This window comes from Pseudomonas sp. HLT2-19-2, assembly GCF_054898005.1.
Genome location: NZ_CM142712.1, coordinates 3,002,026 through 3,019,179, shown reverse-complemented (window position 1 = coordinate 3,019,179; position 17,154 = coordinate 3,002,026). Strand labels below are relative to the sequence as shown.

Genomic DNA, 17,154 nt, shown 5'->3' with positions numbered 1-17,154 from the left:
CCATGAATCAATCAATGTTCATTGTCTGGCGCGAAAGCGTCGAAGCGCTGCTGGTGATCGGCATTCTCCAGGCCTGGGTCAGCCAGCAGCATCAGGGTGATCGACTGGTGAAGTACTTGTGGGCCGGTGTCGTGCTGGGGTTGATGTTTTCGGGCCTGCTGGCGGTGTTGATTCTGTTTGCCGGTGAGGCCATGAGCGGCTCAGCCAGTGAATGGTTCCAGGCCGCACTCTCGTTGGTTGCCAGCCTGCTGATCGTGCAAATGGTCGGTTGGATGCACCGTCACGGGCGCACGCTCAAGCACGATTTGCAACGACACGCCGATAGCCACCTGGCCCGGCAAGGTGGCGCAGGTCTGTTGCTGCTGGCCATGCTCGCCGTCAGCCGCGAAGGCAGTGAAACGGTAGTCTTTCTCTATGGCGCCGGCGCTCAGCTACGAGGTCCGCAGCTTGGTTTGTTTGCCGTCGGCGGTGCATTGGGACTGGTGTTGTCGGTGCTGACGATTGCGCTGCTCCACAGCAGTCGCCGGTTTATTTCGTGGCAGCGATTCTTTGCCATCAGCGAAGCTGTTTTGCTGATGCTCGGCGCGGCAATGTTGGTCAGCGGAACTGAGCGAATCGGCGGACAATTACTCGCCCTGGATTTGCCGGAAGTGATGTACAGCCTCGTTGGCGAAACGCTTTGGGACAGCAGTGCCTTGCTCAGCGACAGCCATGGGCTGGGCGGTTTTCTGGCCGGTTTTGCCGGTTATCGCGCGACGCCCAGCGGCATGACTTTGCTGGTGCTGGCAGGTTATTGGCTGGCCGTCGGCGGTTGGCTGCGCCAACGTGCTGCGGAAAAAGTCCCATGCCTAAGCTGAGTCGTCGCAATCGATGGCTGCGGCGCCTGGGCGATGGAATGCGTCGCCATGCGCCGGTCATTCGTGCCGTGCAGTGGGCCGTTGTACTGTTCTATGCGTTGCTGTTGGTGATCCCGGCGCTGTTGCCGCTCCCGGACAGCCAGGCACGGCTGCTCGACAACCTGACCCTGTTCGCGCAGTTTTTGTTCTGGGGTATTTGGTGGCCGTTCGTGCTGCTGTCGATCGTGCTGTTCGGCCGACTCTGGTGCGGCGTTCTGTGTCCGGAAGGCTCACTCAGCGAATGGGCCAGCCATTACGGCAAAGGCCTGGGTGTGCCGCGCTGGTTGCGCTGGGGCGGCTGGCCAACCTTGGCGTTCTGCCTGACGACCCTCTACGGCCAGTTGATCAGCGTCTACGACTACGCCCAAGCGGCGTTGTTGATTCTGGGCGGATCGACCGTCGCGGCGGTTGTCGTCGGGTTGCTGTTCGCCCGGGGCAAGCGGGTCTGGTGCCGTTACCTGTGCCCGGTCAGCGGCGTCTTCGCCCTGCTCGCCCGCCTGGCGCCCGTGCATTTTCAGGTAAACGAACAACGCTGGATGGAAAATGTCGCGCCGCGCCTGCCACCGCCCAACTGCGCGCCCTTGCTCGACATCCGTCGTATGCAAGGCGCGAGTGACTGCCACGCCTGCGGACGCTGCAGCGGACAACGCAGTGCGGTTCAGCTGATCGCCCGCTCCAGCAACCAAGAGATTCTTCACGCGACGGCGCAGACGCTTTCACCGTGGGACGCGCGCTTACTGCTGTTCGGTGTGATTGGCCTGGCCATGGGCGCGTTTCAGTGGACGGTCAGTCCATGGTTCGTCGCCCTTAAGCAAACCCTCGCCCAATGGCTGGTTGAGCACGACCAACTCTGGGCCTTGCAGGACAACGCGCCCTGGTGGCTGCTCACCCATTACCCGCAGCTCAACGACAGCTTCAGTTGGCTGGACGGCTTCAGCATCGTCGCTTACTTGAGTTTGAGTTCAATGGTGTTGGGCATGGCGTTGATGATCCTCCTGCGCCTGACGGCTCGACTGGCACACAATCGCGGACTGTATTGGCCCCTGGCACTGACACTCACGCCTCTGGGTGGTGCCGGGTTGTTTCTCGGGCTGTCGGCCACAACGGTGAAATTGCTGCGCTACGAAGGTCTGCTGCTGGAATGGGTACAACCGGCCAGGGCCGGTCTGTTAATCACCGCGATGGGTTGGAGTCTGCTGCTGGGTTGGAAACGGCTGAACCGCGAAGGTCTTTCCCTGGCGCGGTCCGTGTCTGGCAGTCTGTGCCTGCTACTGGCCATCGGCATGGTGGGATTTGGCTGGTGGTTGCAATTCTGGGGCTGGGTATAAGCTATCCCCGCAACACGAAGGCTGGAAACAGCTCGCGCATGGCCTCCCATAAGTCAGGTAGCAAGGCTTGTGCCGAAACACTCGGCAGCAGCGGATCGAACATCCGTTCAGTGCGAACCAGCTGCACGGCGAAGCGTTTGACGCCGAGCTCGTTCAGACGCTGTGCCAGGATCAGCAGACGCGCCGGCTCGAACAGATGCCAATGCACGGTGGTGCGACATTCGTAGTCGACACCGCTGGCCAGCAGATGCTCAAGGCTGCGCCAGTTAGCGGTTCCGCTGCCCTCGACGCGGGTGATGGCCTGGCAATCCTCGGGCAACGCCTTGACATCGAAACCGACCCAGTCGGCCCCGGTCAGTGCCTTGGCGAACGCTGCGGGTTTGATGCCGGCGCTGTGCAAACCGATGCGAAATCCCATCGCCCGCACCTCATCCATCGCGCCGAGCAAACCGTCCTGCAAGGTTGGCTCTCCACCACTGAACACCACGGCATCGAGCAGGTCCTGGCGCCGTTGTAGAAAGGCCAACACCCGCCGCCAATCCACTTCGTCTGTGCCACGAGGCGGGATCAACTGCGGGTTGTGGCAGTAACGACAACGCCAGGCGCAACCCTGGCAAAACAACACGCAGGCAAGCAGTCCCGGATAGTCGATAGTGGTCAGGGGCACCATGCCCCCGACCCGAAGCGTTCGACTCATTGGCGCCCGGCCAGCGCCGCGCTTTCAGTGAAGTGCACCCGCTCGCGGTGCTCCGACTGTTTACCCGGATTGAACGCCGACACAGGACGGTGATAGCCCATCACCCGGGTCCAGACTTCGCAGCGTTGACGTTGAGCCTGGGGCAATGTTTGCGATGCAGTCATGGTGAAGCTCCTTGCAGTTGAGTGGATCGAAATCAATGAACGGTGCCGGCTTTCTGTTCTTGCAGCAGCAGTGCTTCGTCGCACTTGGGGCAGAACTCATGCTCGCCATCGAGGTAGCCGTGCACCGGGCAGATGGAGAACGTAGGGGTCACGGTCAGGTAAGGCAGGCGGAAGCGCCCAAGGGCCTTGCGCACCAGTTGCTTGCAAGCCTCGGTCGAAGAAATCCGCTCGGCCATGTACAGGTGCAAAACCGTGCCGCCGGTGTATTTGCATTGCAGCTCGTCTTGAAGTTCCAGCGCCTCGAAAGGGTCTTCGGTGTAGCCCACGGGCAGTTGCGAGGAGTTGGTGTAATACGGCGCTTGCGTACTGCCAGCCTGGAGAATGTCGGGGTAGCGTTTGAGGTCTTCCTTGGCAAAGCGGTAGGTCGTGCCCTCGGCGGGCGTCGCTTCCAGGTTGTACATGTGGCCGGTTTCTTCTTGAAAACGCAGCAGCGTGGCGCGCACATGGTCCAGCATCTTCAGGGCAAACTGCCGACCGTGGTCGGTGTGCATGCCCTCCTCGTCGCCGGTGAAATTGCGCAGCATTTCATGCATGCCGTTGAGGCCTATGGTGGAAAAATGGTTGCGCAGGGTTCCGAGGTAACGCTTGGTGTAAGGGTACAAACCGGCGTCCATATGGTGCTGAATCACCTTGCGTTTGACCTCCAGGCTTTCCATCGCCAGTTCCATCAATGTGTCCAGACGCTGCAGTAAACCGCTGGTATCACCTTTGAACACATAGCCCAACCGCGCGCAGTTGATGGTCACCACGCCGAGCGATCCAGTCTGTTCCGCCGAGCCGAACAAACCGCCGCCACGCTTGAGCAACTCGCGAACATCCAGCTGCAAACGGCAGCACATCGAGCGCACCTGGTTGGGCTGCAGGTCCGAATTGAGAAAGTTCTGGAAGTACGGCAAGCCGTAACGCGCGGTCATCTCGAACAGACGGTCAGCGTTTTCACTGTCCCACGGAAAGTCATGGGTGATGTTGTAGGTCGGGATCGGAAAGGTGAACACCCGCCCTTTCGCATCGCCGGCCTGCATCACCTCGATGTAGGCACGGTTGAGCAGCTCCATTTCAACTTGCAGGTCGCCATAAGCAAACGGCATTTCCTCACCGCCGATGATGGGGATCTGCTCGCGCAAATCCTGCGGGCAAACCCAGTCGAACGTCAGGTTGGTAAAGGGCGTCTGAGTGCCCCAGCGCGAGGGAACGTTGAGGTTGTAGATGAACTCCTGGATCGCCTGGCGCACCTCCTGATAGCTCAGCTGATCCTTGCGCACATAGGGCGCCAGGTAGGTGTCGAACGAGCTGAACGCCTGGGCGCCCGCCCATTCGTTTTGCAGGGTGCCGAGGAAATTCACCATCTGCCCCAAAGCACTGCTCAAGTGCTTCGGCGGACCGGCTTCGACTCGCCCCGGCACACCATTGAGCCCTTCGTGCAACAGGGTGCGCAGTGACCAGCCGGCGCAGTAACCGGCGAGCATGTCGAGGTCGTGCACATGCAAATCCGCCTCGCGGTGGGCCTGGCCGATGGCCTCGCTGTACACCTCGTCCAGCCAATAGTTGGCGGTGACCTTGCCCGACACGTTCAACACCAGTCCGCCCAGTGAATAACCCTGATTGGCGTTGGCCTGGACCCGCCAGTCTTCACGGTCCAGGTACTCGTTCATCGAGGTCGCCACTTCGACCATGGTCCGGCGGTCACGACGCAAGCGCCCGTGCTGTTCGCGGTAGACGATGTAAGCACGCATGGCGAGGAAAAAACCGGCGTCCATCAACACCCGTTCAACACGGTCCTGGATTTGCTCGACATGCAGTCTTGGCAGACCTTCCAGCCTGGCCAATACCGCCTGAAGCAACCCTTCGACCTCAACCTCGCCGTACTCCCCCGTCGCCTTGCCGGCGGCGATCAATGCCTGACGGATTTTGTCGGCATCGAAGGCGACTTGGCTGCCATCGCGCTTGTGCAAGCGGTTACTTCCTACTGCGATCAGCGTGCTTTGCATTCGTCCTCCAGACACTACATATAGATGTTTTATTGCAAACAAACACAACATGCGGTGAAGACTACGGACAAAGTGCTGATCTGCAATTGATCGATATCAAGGTTTGTCGGCGAAAAAAAACCGCCAGCGGCGGCTAATTCCAGTGGGTTAATAAACTCTGGCTTCACATATTCCCTACGGTCCGCGTAGCTGCCAGAACTGACCGGCATTAACATCAAGGATCAACCACCACTCATGTTCATGAACCGCACAATCTGGACCTCCCCTTCGGGGCTGAAATCGTGGCGCAATGGCTTGCCGCGTAGCGCCCGCTGGACAGCGCTAATCACGGGTTGATCATCCAGCGGATAACGCCGCAGCAATCCCCGCAAATCCAGCGCATCGTCCTGGCCCAGACACAGCAACAGTTTCCCTTCAACGGTCATTCGCACCCGATTACAGCTGCCACAAAAATTGTGGCTGTTGGGTGAAATGAAACCGATCCGGGTATCAGGATAGCGTTCAAGACGCACATAGCGCGCCGGTCCGCCGCTGTTTTCGGTACTGTCGAGCAACCGATGCTGGCTGGCGATCAGCGCCCGTACTTCCTCGCTGGAACAAAACGACTCGCCCCGGGAACGACCGACGTCGCCCAAGGGCATTTCCTCAATAAAACTGATATCGATGCGCTGATCGATGGCGTATTGCACCAACCCCAGGACTTCATCGAAGTTGCGCCCTTTCATCACCACGCAGTTGAGTTTGATCCGTTCGAAGCCCGCGTCCCGCGCGGCTTCAATGCCGTTGAGCACCTGATCGAGGTCGCCGTTACGGGTGATCGCCCGAAACTTCTGCCCGTCAAGGCTATCGAGGCTGATGTTCATCCGCTTGACCCCGGCGTCGACCAACGGCCGGGCCAGACGGCCCAACTGCGAGCCGTTGCTGGTCATCACCAGTTCGCGCAAACCGGGCAACGCGGCGATGTTGCGACACAGTCCGACAATGCCGGGACGGATCAGTGGCTCGCCGCCAGTCAGACGGATTTTGCGCACACCCAGGCCAACGAACAGCGTCGCCAAGCGCTGCAATTCCTCCAGGGTGAGCACCTGCTGACGCGGCAGGAAGGTCATGTTTTTCGCCATGCAATACACGCAACGAAAATCACACCGGTCCGTCACCGACATCCGCAGATAATCGATCTGCCGCCCAAAACCATCCTGCATCACAACGTTCATCACTTCTCCCGGTTTGCCCAATGCTCACTGCACCAGCGGTGAGTCGGCGCCCTGTAAGTGGATGCCACGAATATCCGCCGCTCCGATCAGGGTTTGCAGGTATTGCACCAGCGCTTTCTGCCACACGCCTTGCTGCAACTGCGTGCGGATCGCCGTCGACACCACTTCATAGGGCAACGGCATGCCTTCGATCCTCTGATCGACGCTGACCACATGCCAGCCGTAACGGCTTTCCAGTGGTTTGCTCGCCAGGCCCGGTGCCAGGGTGAACAGCTGACGTTCCAGTTCGGGCACGGTCTGGCCCTTACTGATTTGTCCCAAAGAACCGCCCTGAGCCTTCGACGGGCAGGCCGAATATTTCACGGCCAGCTCGGCGAAACTGCCAGGGAATTCTTCCAGGCGCTGCAGCAGGATTTCCGCCTGAACACGCGCCAGCTCGCGGGCCTCGACATCGTCCGGTGCACATTCGAGCAGGATGTGCCGCACCGCCAGCAACGGCGCGCTGTGGAAGCGCCCGCGATTGTTTTCGTAGTAACGCAGACTGGTTTCTTCGTCGCACTGAGGCACTTTCACCTCACGTTCGAGCAGCAAGCGCGTGGCCGCTTCTTCTTCGTTCTCACCGGCGCCAATCTCCAGCGACACACCGAGCTCGGTGATGCGCTGCTGCAACAACTCGCGGATCACCAGAGCCCTGGCGGCCAGGTAGACCGCCTCCTCACGGCTTTCGGCCGGGTGATATTGCAGCTCCTGGGCCATCGCCTCCGAGGTGATCGACACCTCGTTGACGCTGATGATCGGCCACTCCTGTTCACTGCTGGCGATCAACTGCGTCGGGGCGTCATCGGCAGCCGCGGGCTCAACCGGCAGGGCTTCAAACTGCGCCTCTGCGGCCGGTGCGATGTCGAGAACGTCCTCGGTTTTTTTGGAAGAACCGCAGCCACCGCTGCCCCCTTTGCCGCCACCACATCCACATCCACCTGACATGATTGTCTCCTCAGTACTTCTGACGAACGATTTGATAACGACGCCCCAGGTACCAGATCGGTGCGCTGATCATGTGTACGAGACGGGTGAAGGGGAACAGCACAAACAGGGTCAAACCTAGAAACACGTGCAACTTGTAGGTCATCCCGACCGGCGCGATAGACGCCGCTGCTTCCATCGGCCGCAACAGCACCGTGTTCTGCGCCCAATCGGCGAGCATCACCATCACCGAACCGTCCATGTGTCCGGTGGACGCGACGATCGTCGCCAGACCGAGCAGCAATTGCGCCAGCAGCACCAGCAGAATCAGGATGTCCGAAGGACTTGAGGTGGCGCGTACTCGTGGATCGGTGAGGCGCCGGTTGACCAGCATCAGCAGGCCAATCAGGCACAACAGACCGAAGAACCCGCCAGAAACCATCGCCAGCAACTGCTTGTTCTCAGTGCTGATCACATGGTGATAAATCGACGCTGGGGTCAGCAGGCCGACGAAATGCCCGGCCAGCACGAACAACACACCGATGTGAAAGAGGTTGCTCGCCACGCGCATGCCGCGCTGATTAAGCATTTGGCTGGAGCCAGCCTTCCAGGTGTACTGCGACAAATCGAAGCGCGCCCAACTGCCAATCAGGCAAACCGCCAGGGCCACGTAGGGATATACCCCGAACAACAACAGGTTCCATTTAGACATTGCCCACCTCCTTGGCTGGCACGACGGCCAGCCCTTCATGCTGAAAATCCACCCAGTGCAACGGCACCGCGCTTTCTTCCCGGGCCTTGCCCGGCGCGCTTGGCAGCGAACTGCAACGGTCCTGCTGTTCGGCCTGGAGAAAGTCCACGGCCTCCTCTTCCCAGATCTTGTCGAGGGCTTCGAGGGAGTCGTCGCGAGGTTCCGCCGCGACTTGCGCCCGCAGATCGGCGACCGCCTGATGGGGCTCGGCCCCGGCAATTTGCAGCAGCGCCCGGAAGCAACTGGCATAGGCGCTCTCGCGCTCTTCCAGACGTGCCGCGAGCAAGGCCAGCAGGTGCGAAACATCCGCCAGACCCTCGCGGGCCTCGATGTCTTCGCGGGTGGAAAGGAACTCCAGGTACAGCGGGATATAGTCCGGCAGCTCCTTGACGCCGATGGCAAAACCGGCGGCTTCGTATTGCGCCATCATGTCGACCATCGCCTGGCCACGGTCGCGGGATTCACCGTGCACATGTTCGAACAACAGCAGCGACAACGAGCGCCCCCGACCGAACAGCGCACCGTAGTGCTCCTGCCCATCCATCAGGTCATTGGCGCAGATCAACTCCAGCAATTCGAACAACGCACCGCGCTGTTTAGGGCTGATTTCCCGTGACTGGATGATCGCTTGCTCCAGCTCGTCGCGACCGCCAATCAGCGCCTCGGTCGGGTAATCGAGCAGCAGCGAAATCACCTTGAGAATTTGCATGCTCATTCCTCCCACAACTGGACGGTTTTCAGGATGTCGCGGCGATTGGCTTTCTTGGCGCCAAACATGTTGGTGTCGGAGCTGCCGCTGCAGCCGCTGCCGAAACTGAAGCCGCAGCCGGAACGCTCGGCGAAGGCATCGCTCATGGCGTCTTCACGGTGCGCACTCGGCACCACGAAACGGTCTTCATAGTTGGCGATCGCCAGGTAGCGATACATCTCCTCGACCTGGGCCACGCTCAGGCCGACATCCGCCAGCACTTGCAGATCCTGAACGCCATCAACTTGCTCGGAACGTTTGTAGGCGCGCATCGCCAGCAAGCGTTTCAGCGCACGCTTGACCGGTTTTTCATCACCCGCCGTCAGCAGATTGGCCAAGTACTTCAGTGGAATACGCAGGCTGTCGACGTCTGGAATCACCCCGTTCATGCCCACGGTGCCGGCAGTGGCAGCGTTCTGGATCGGTGACAGCGGCGGTACGTACCAAACCATCGGCAAGGTGCGGTATTCCGGGTGCAGCGGCAGTGCCAGTTTCCAGTCCACGGCCATTTTGTAGACCGGCGAACGTTGCGCCGAGTCGATCACCGACTGCGGAACCCCGTCTTCGAGGGCCTGACGAATCACCGCTGGGTCGTTCGGGTCGAGGAAGATCTCCAGTTGTTTCTCGTACAGATCCTGCTCATTGGCGGTGCTCGCCACTTCGCTGATGCGATCGGCGTCATACAGCAGCACGCCGAGGTAGCGGATACGCCCGACACAGGTTTCCGCGCACACGGTCGGCAGCCCGGCTTCGATGCGCGGGTAGCAGAAAATACACTTCTCGGACTTGCCGCTCTTCCAGTTGAAATAGATCTTCTTGTATGGGCAGCCGCTGATGCACATCCGCCAGCCACGGCATTTCTCCTGGTCAATCAGGACGATGCCGTCTTCTTCACGCTTGTAGATCGCCCCGCTCGGGCAAGCCGCTGCGCACGTCGGGTTGAGGCAGTGCTCGCACAGGCGCGGCAAATACATCATGAAAGTGTTTTCGTACTCGCCGTAAATGTCCGCCTGGATCTTGTCGAAGTTCTTGTCCTTGCGGCGCTTGGCGAATTCGGTGCCGAGGATTTCTTCCCAGTTCGGACCCCACTCGATCTTCTCCATGCGCTTGCCGGAGATCAGCGAACGCGGGCGCGCGGTAGGCTGATGCTCGCCCAGCGGCGCGGTGTGCAGATGCTGGTAGTCGAAGTCGAACGGTTCGTAGTAATCGTCAAGACTCGGCAGGTCCGGGTTGGCGAAAATATTCGCCAACACGCGGAATTTGCCGCCAATGCGCGGGTTGATTGTGCCGTTGGCATTGCGGATCCAGCCGCCCTTCCACTTGTCCTGGTTTTCCCATTCTTTCGGGTAGCCGATCCCGGGTTTCGATTCGACGTTGTTGAACCATGCGTATTCCATGCCTTCGCGACTGGTCCAGACGTTTTTGCAGGTGATCGAACAGGTGTGGCAGCCGATGCACTTGTCCAGGTTCAGAACCATGCCGATTTGTGAGCGAATCTTCATCTCAGTTCTCCTCGATATCGGTCGGCAGGGGACGCGGCAGGTCATCGCCGGACGAACCATCGAGCCAGTCGACTTTGGACATTTTGCGCACCACGACAAATTCGTCGCGGTTGCAACCGACCGTGCCGTAGTAGTTGAAACCGTAGGCTTGCTGGGCATAGCCGCCGATCATGTGGGTCGGCTTGAGCACCACCCGGGTGACCGAGTTGTGGTGGCCGCCACGGGTCTTAGTGGTTTCCGAACCGGGCACGTTAACGATCCGTTCCTGGGCGTGGTACATCATCACCATGCCGTCCTTGACCCGTTGGCTGACCACCGCGCGGGCGGTCAGTGCACCGTTGATGTTGAAGCACTCGATCCAGTCGTTGTCCTCGATACCGGCGCGTTTCGCATCGTTCTCCGAGAGCCAGACAATCGGCCCGCCCCGGCTGAGGGTGAGCATCAGCAAGTTGTCGCTGTAGGTGCTGTGGATGCCCCATTTCTGGTGCGGGGTGATCCAGTTCAGGACGATTTCGATCTCGCCGTTGCTGCGCTTGCCTTTCACCCCTTCGATGGTGCGGGTGTTGACCGGCGGCCGATAACTCATCAGTTGCTCGCCGAACGCCTGCATCCAAGGGTGATCCTGATAGAACTGCTGGCGACCGGTGATGGTGCGCCATGGAATCCCTTCGTGAACGTTGGTGTAGCCGGCGTTGTAGCTGACGTGATCGTCTTCGAGGCCCGACCAGGTCGGGCTGGAAATGATCTTGCGCGGCTGCGCCTGAATGTCGCGGAAACGGATCGCTTCGTGGGCCTTGGACAGCGCCAGGTGGCTGTGGTCGATGCCGGTGAATTCCGACAACGCGGCCCAGGCCTTCACGGCAACCTGGCCGTTGGTTTCCGGCGCGAGGGACAGAATCACTTCAGCAGCATCGATGGCCGTGTCGATTTTCGGCCGACCCTGGCTGATACCGGCATCGCCTTCTTTGTGATTGAGTTCACCGAGGAATTTCACTTCGTCTTCGGTGTTCCAGTTGATGCCTTTGCCACCGTTGCCGTGTTTCTCCAGCAACGGCCCGAGGGACGAGAACTGCTTGTAGATATTCGGGTAGTCACGCTCCACCACGTGCAGGTTCGGTGCGTTCTTGCCCGGCTCCGGTGCCACGCCGGCGCTTTTCCAGTCGGTGCCGCCAAACGGTTGGGCCAATTCGCCGACGCTGTCGTGCATCAACGGGATGGTCACCAGGTCCTTTTCAACGCCCAGATGCCCTTCGGACATGCTGGAAAACGCCTTGGCGATGCCTTTGTAGATTTCCCAGTCGGAACGCGATTCCCATGCCGGGTCGATGGCGGCCGACAACGGGTGAATGAACGGGTGCATGTCCGAGGTGTTCATGTCGTCTTTTTCGTACCAGGTTGCCGTCGGCAACACAATGTCGGAATAGACGCAGGTCGAGGACATGCGGAAGTCCAGCGTGGTGACCAGATCGAGCTTGCCGATGGCGCCCTCGTCCACCCATTCGGCTTCTTCGGGTTTGCAGTCGCCGACCTGGCCGATGTCTTCGTTCATCACCCCGTTCTTGGTGCCGAGCAGGTACTTGAGCATGTACTCGTGGCCCTTGCCCGAGGAGCCCAACAGGTTGGAACGCCAGATAAACATGTTGCGCGGGAAGTTGACCGGGCTGTCTGGCTGTTCGCAGGAGAAGCGCAGTGAACCGTCCTGCAACGACTTGACCACGTAGTCTTTCGGGTCCATGCCGGCCGCAGCCGCGTCGCGGCAAATGTGCAAAGGGTTAGTGTTGAGCTGCGGTGCGCTGGGCAACCAGCCGGCGCGTTCGGCGCGGATGTTGTAGTCCAGGGCATGCTCGGGGAATTGTGTTTTATCGGCCAATGGCGAGAGCACGTCGTGCATGCTCATTTTCTCGTGACGCCACTGCGAACTGTGGGCGTAGAAGAAGCTGGTGCCGTTCATTTGGCGAGGCGGACGGTTCCAGTCCAGGCCGAACGCCAGGGGCAGCCAGCCGCATTGCGGACGGAGTTTTTCCTGACCGACGTAATGCGCCCAACCGCCACCGGTCTGACCGACACACCCGCAGAGCATGAGCATGTTGATCAGCCCGCGGTAGTTCATGTCCATGTGGTACCAGTGGTTCATCGCCGCGCCGACGATGATCATCGAGCGACCCTTGGTCTTGTCGGCGTTGTCGGCGAACTCACGGGCAATCTGGATGGCTTTCTCACGGCTCACGCCGGTGATCTGCTCCTGCCAGGCTGGAGTGCCAGGCACCGAGGCGTCGTCGTAATCCTTGGCGACGTTTTCGCCACCGAGGCCGCGATCGATGGCCAGGTTGGCGGCCGACAGGTCAAACACGGTGGCGACTTTGGCCACGCTGCCGTCCGCCAGCACCACGTTATGCACTGGCACGCGGCGGTATTGCACGGCATCGCCGGCCACGTGCTGGAAGTGCTCATGGGACTCGCCGGCAAAATACGGGAACGCCACTTCGGCGACGTCATCGCCGATCAGGCTCAGCTTCAGATCGATCTCACGGCCTTCGCCGCCTTCACGGGGAAGGATGTTCCACTTGCCCTTCTCGCCCCAGCGATAGCCGATGGAACCCTGAGGGGACACCAGTTCGCCGCTGACATCGAGGGCGATGGTTTTCCATTCCGGATTGTTTTCCTGGCCGAGGTTGTCGGTCAGGTCACTGGCGCGCAAGAAGCGGTCCGGCTGATAACCGGCGCCCGGTGCCTTGTCGACCATTTGTTTGAGTAGCACCAGCACCGGCAAATCGGTGAAGCGCTTGGCGTAATCGGTGAAATAGGCGCTCGGTTTGTCCAGGTGGAATTCTTTGAAGATCACATGGTTGAACGCTTGGGCCAGCGCCGCATCGGTGCCCTGCTTGGGGTTCAGCCACAGATCGGTGAGCTTGGCGACTTCCGAGTAGTCCGGGGTGATCGCGACCGTCTTGGTGCCCTTGTAACGGACTTCGGTAAAGAAGTGCGCATCCGGGGTGCGGGTCTGCGGGACGTTGGAGCCCCAGGCAATGATGTAGTTGGAGTTGTACCAGTCGGCCGATTCCGGCACGTCGGTCTGCTCGCCCCAGACCATCGGCGAGGCCGGTGGCAAGTCGCAGTACCAGTCGTAGAAACTCAGGCAGGCGCCGCCGATCAGCGACAGATAACGTGAACCCGCGGCATAGCTGACCATCGACATGGCCGGGATCGGCGAGAAACCGACGATCCGGTCGGGGCCATACTGCTTGATCGTATAAACGTTGGCGGCAGCGATGATCTCGTTGACTTCCTCCCAATTGGAGCGAATGAAACCACCCATGCCGCGCTTGCTTTTATAGGAGTCGGCCTTGACCTTGTCCTCGACGATGCTGGCCCAGGCTTCGACCGGCGCCATGGTCTGCCGCGCATCGCGCCAGAGTTTAAGCAAAGGCTTGCGGATTTTCGGGTACTTGAGCCGGTTGGCGCTGTAGATGTACCAGCTGTAACTGGCTCCACGGGGACAGCCACGGGGCTCATGGTTAGGCAGATCGTTACGGGTACGCGGGTAGTCGGTCTGCTGGGTTTCCCAGGTGATCAGGCCGTTCTTGACGTAGATTTTCCACGAGCAGGAACCGGTGCAGTTCACCCCGTGGGTGGAACGCACGATCTTGTCGTACTGCCAGCGCGAACGGTAGACGTTCTCCCAGTCGCGAGACTCTTTGCGGGTCTCGCCATGACCGTCGGAAAACTCGTTTTGCTTGCGATTGAAAAACTTCAGTTGATCCAGTAAATGACTCACGGTGTAGTCCTCTCAGGCTTGCTGCGGGGTTCTGTGCCCCGCCCACGCAATGGTTGGATTCGGCTCGATTCAGCAGGGTGTCGCGGCGCCTTTGCGCGCGTACCACCACCAGGTCACCACGATGCAGCTCAGGTAAAAGCCGACGAACATGTAGAAGGCCATCTCCGGGCCGCCGGTCTGGGCCATCGAAGTGCCGAAGGATTTTGGAATGAAGAACGCACCGAAGGCGCCCATGGCGGAACTGAAGCCCAGGACCGCGGCTGACTCTTTGCCGGCATTTTTCAGCGCTTGTTCGCGCACGGCGGGTGGTTTTCCGGCCGAGGCTTTTTCGTGCTGAGTGCGGAAGATCACCGGGATCATGCGGAAGGTGGAGCCGTTGCCGATGCCGGTGGTAATGAACAGCAGCATGAACATGCCGAGATAGCCGTAGAAGTTGCCGCCGGAACCGTTCTGCGGGAGAGCGCCGTGGCTGCTTTCTGGTAGAAAGTGCATGACGCCGAAGACCATCACGATCATCGCCACGAAGTTCCACAAGGTCACCTTCGCGCCACCGAGCTTGTCCGCCAGCCAGCCGCCCAATGGACGCACCAGCGCGCCAACCAAAGGGCCGAGGAAGGCGAATTTCAAGGCGATGACGTCAGGGAAGGAGGTTTTGATCAGCAACGGAAACGCAGCGGAAAAACCGATAAACGAACCGAAGGTCGCCAGGTACAACCAGCACATCAGCCAGTTGTGTTTGCGTTTGAAGATCACCGCCTGCTCGCTGAAAGAAGCGCGAGCGCTGGACAGGTCATTCATGCCGAACCAGGCCAGCACCGTCACAAGGACAATAAAGGGCACCCAGATGAAACCGGCGTTCTGCAACCACAACTGACCGCCATCCGGCAGTGCTTGCGGCGAGCCGCCCATGAAACCGAACACACCGAAGGTAATCACCAGCGGCACGCAGAACTGCATCACCGAAACGCCAAGGTTACCCAGCCCGGCGTTGAGGCCCAGGGCTGTGCCCTGCTGCGACTTGGGATAGAAGAAGCTGATGTTGGACATGCTCGATGCAAAGTTGCCGCCACCAAAACCGCAGAGCAAGGCAATCAACACGAACACGCTGTAGGAAGTGCTCGGGTCCTGCACGGCGAAGCCCATCCAGATCGATGGCAGCAACAGCGACGCGGTGCTCAGGGCAGTCCAGCGACGGCCACCGAAGATCGGCACCATAAAGGAATAGAAGACGCGCAAGGTCGCACCGGACAGCCCCGGCAACGCCGCCAGCCAGAACAGCTGGTCGGTGGTGAAGGTAAAGCCGATGGCGTTCAAACGCACGATCACCGTGCTCCAGACCATCCACACCGCAAAGGCCAGCAGCAGCGCAGGAATGGAAATCCACAAGTTGCGCGTGGCGGTCTGTTTGCCGCTACGTCCCCAGAATGCTGGGTCCTCGGGGCGCCAGTCATGAATGACCGGGCCTTTGTCAGGCTTTTGCAGAACGGACATGTTCTTCTCCTAGGGCAATGCTGGAAATCGGGGACGGGGTCAGCAACGGCGCTTTACCCAGCACCGGGCTTTTGCGTATTTCGCTGAAGTACATCCAGGTGAGGGAGACCCAGACCACGCCGTACATCAACATGAAACAGGAAGAGCGCACGCCGGTGAGGTCCACCAGGGCGCCGAACAGGATCGGCAATACGAAACCGCCCAGGCCACCGGCGAGGCCGACGATGCCGGACACCGCACCCATGTTTTTCGGGTAGTCGTTGGCGATGTATTTGAAGACCGAAGCCTTGCCGAACGCGAAGGCGATGCCCATGACGAACAGCAGTACGGTGAACAGCGCGGGATTGAGGCCGATGTGGAAATCCACCGGGCCGTTGATCGTTTGCACTTGCAGCTGGGTTTGGGGGTACGAGAGCAGGAACAGGCAGATCCAGCTGACCCACAACACCCACCAGGTCACGCTTTGCGCACCCCAGCGGTCCGACATCCAGCCGCCGACGGCACGCAGCACGCCACCGGGCAGGGAAAAACAGGCCGCCAGCAGCGCCGCGCTCTGCAGGCTGAAACCGTATTCCTGCACGTAGTACTTGGTCATCCACAGCGCGAGGGCGACATAGCCACCGAAGACGATCGAGTAGTACTGGCAGTAGCGCCACACCGCCGGGTCCTTCAGCGAACTCAATTGCTCACGCAACGTGGCGCCGGTGGCACTACGATGGTCCTTGTTTTCGGCGCTGAAGAACCAGAACAACAGCGCGGTGATAAAGAGGATTGCGCTGAAGACTTTCGGCACCAGCTGCCAACTGCCGGCAGCGATCAGTGCCGGGGCGAGAAACTTGGTCACCGCAGCCCCGGCGTTACCGGCACCGAAGATGCCCATCGCAAAGCCCTGATTCTCTTTGTCGAACCATTTGGCGACGTAGGCAATCCCGACCGAGAACGAGCCACCGGCCAGGCCGACGAACAAGCCCAGCACCAGGAACTGCCAGTAGGCGGTGGCGTGACTGATCAGGTACAGCGGCGCCACGCAGGCCAACATCAGCAGGAAGAACACGCTGCGCCCGCCAAAACGGTCGGTCAGCAGACCCAGTGGCAAACGCACCAGCGAGCCGGTCAGTACCGGGGTCGCGGCCAGTAGGCCGAACTGGGTTTCGTTGAGCTGGAGAAGGTCCTTGATCGGCACCCCGAGCACGGCAAACATCATCCAGACCATGAAACAGACCGTGAAGGCCAGCGTACTCATGCCCAGCACCAAGCCTTGTCGTACACGCGGTTGGTTCACAATGCTCTCCAGTCAGTTAGCCATGGCGGCAGACTAGAGAGGCCAACCCCGTAAAAACTTGATCCATGTCAACGAAGCCCTAGGGGGCATTGGCCTATGCTTGTGCGGTCTACCTCTAAGGAGGTAGTACAAAAAAATCTTAAAACCGTATGTTTATCAGCGTCTTAGGGTTTTCTTCCAAGGTTTTTACTGACAAGGATCAGTCGACAACTCTTTAGAGGTAGCGCGCCCGGGATCGGCGGCAAAACCCCACTCTGGTGCTGCACATGCTCTGTTTTCCTGATTTCTTCCCGGA

General features: G+C 60.0%; 13 protein-coding genes. 2 read left to right on the top strand and 11 right to left on the bottom strand.

Going from position 1 to position 17,154, the window contains the following annotated elements:
- Positions 1–2 precede the first annotated feature (2 nt).
- Together ACYZTU_RS14055 and ACYZTU_RS14050 are read left to right on the top strand one after the other, a co-directional pair.
- Positions 3–857: an FTR1 family iron permease gene (locus ACYZTU_RS14055; RefSeq protein WP_461963584.1), complete on the top strand. Its 855-nt coding sequence runs from the start codon at positions 3–5 to the stop codon at positions 855–857.
- Positions 845–2,224, top strand: a complete 1,380-nt coding sequence (locus ACYZTU_RS14050) for a 4Fe-4S binding protein (protein ID WP_461963581.1) — start codon at positions 845–847, stop codon at positions 2,222–2,224. Before ACYZTU_RS14055 ends, ACYZTU_RS14050 begins: the two co-directional genes overlap by 13 nt.
- Before the next feature lies 1 nt (position 2,225).
- Here the strand turns inward: ACYZTU_RS14050 and ACYZTU_RS14045 are convergent, their stop codons facing one another.
- The 11 genes from ACYZTU_RS14045 to ACYZTU_RS13995 all read right to left on the bottom strand — a co-directional run bounded on the left by ACYZTU_RS14045 (position 2,226) and on the right by ACYZTU_RS13995 (position 16,859).
- Positions 2,226–2,921, bottom strand: coding sequence for an anaerobic ribonucleoside-triphosphate reductase activating protein (locus tag ACYZTU_RS14045; RefSeq protein WP_461963578.1), 696 nt, complete (start codon positions 2,919–2,921; stop codon positions 2,226–2,228).
- Positions 2,918–3,085 (bottom strand): anaerobic ribonucleoside-triphosphate reductase, encoded by a 168-nt coding sequence (gene nrdD, locus ACYZTU_RS14040; RefSeq protein WP_017338867.1) that lies wholly within the window; start codon positions 3,083–3,085, stop codon positions 2,918–2,920. Before nrdD ends, ACYZTU_RS14045 begins: the two co-directional genes overlap by 4 nt.
- A gap of 32 nt (positions 3,086–3,117) precedes the next feature.
- The gene (locus ACYZTU_RS14035; RefSeq protein WP_461963575.1) at positions 3,118–5,133 is read right to left on the bottom strand and encodes a ribonucleoside triphosphate reductase; all 2,016 of its coding nucleotides are present in this window, start codon (positions 5,131–5,133) and stop codon (positions 3,118–3,120) included.
- 221 nt (positions 5,134–5,354) lie between these two features.
- Positions 5,355–6,347 carry a GTP 3',8-cyclase MoaA gene (gene moaA, locus ACYZTU_RS14030; protein WP_461963573.1) on the bottom strand — a complete coding sequence of 331 codons (993 nt, stop codon included), beginning with the start codon at positions 6,345–6,347 and terminating at the stop codon, positions 5,355–5,357.
- A gap of 24 nt (positions 6,348–6,371) precedes the next feature.
- Entirely contained in the window at positions 6,372–7,331 is a 960-nt protein-coding gene (locus tag ACYZTU_RS14025) for a peptidylprolyl isomerase (RefSeq protein ID WP_461963571.1), read from the bottom strand.
- Between the two features lie 10 nt (positions 7,332–7,341).
- Positions 7,342–8,022, bottom strand: a complete 681-nt coding sequence (narI, locus tag ACYZTU_RS14020) for a respiratory nitrate reductase subunit gamma (RefSeq protein ID WP_461963569.1) — start codon at positions 8,020–8,022, stop codon at positions 7,342–7,344.
- Complete coding sequence (gene narJ, locus ACYZTU_RS14015; RefSeq protein ID WP_461963566.1) at positions 8,015–8,770, bottom strand: nitrate reductase molybdenum cofactor assembly chaperone; 756 nt, start codon at positions 8,768–8,770, stop codon at positions 8,015–8,017. Before narJ ends, narI begins: the two co-directional genes overlap by 8 nt.
- Before the next feature lie 2 nt (positions 8,771–8,772).
- Positions 8,773–10,311 (bottom strand): nitrate reductase subunit beta, encoded by a 1,539-nt coding sequence (gene narH / locus ACYZTU_RS14010; RefSeq protein ID WP_461963563.1) that lies wholly within the window; start codon positions 10,309–10,311, stop codon positions 8,773–8,775.
- A gap of 1 nt (position 10,312) precedes the next feature.
- Positions 10,313–14,086, bottom strand: coding sequence for a nitrate reductase subunit alpha (locus ACYZTU_RS14005; protein WP_461963561.1), 3,774 nt, complete (start codon positions 14,084–14,086; stop codon positions 10,313–10,315).
- Positions 14,087–14,155: 69 nt separating this feature from the next.
- Positions 14,156–15,577 carry a NarK family nitrate/nitrite MFS transporter gene (locus ACYZTU_RS14000; RefSeq protein ID WP_461963559.1) on the bottom strand — a complete coding sequence of 474 codons (1,422 nt, stop codon included), beginning with the start codon at positions 15,575–15,577 and terminating at the stop codon, positions 14,156–14,158.
- Positions 15,555–16,859, bottom strand: a complete 1,305-nt coding sequence (locus tag ACYZTU_RS13995; RefSeq protein ID WP_461963557.1) for an MFS transporter — start codon at positions 16,857–16,859, stop codon at positions 15,555–15,557. The genes ACYZTU_RS14000 and ACYZTU_RS13995 overlap by 23 nt, the downstream gene beginning before the upstream one ends.
- Between the last annotated feature and the right edge of the window lie 295 nt (positions 16,860–17,154).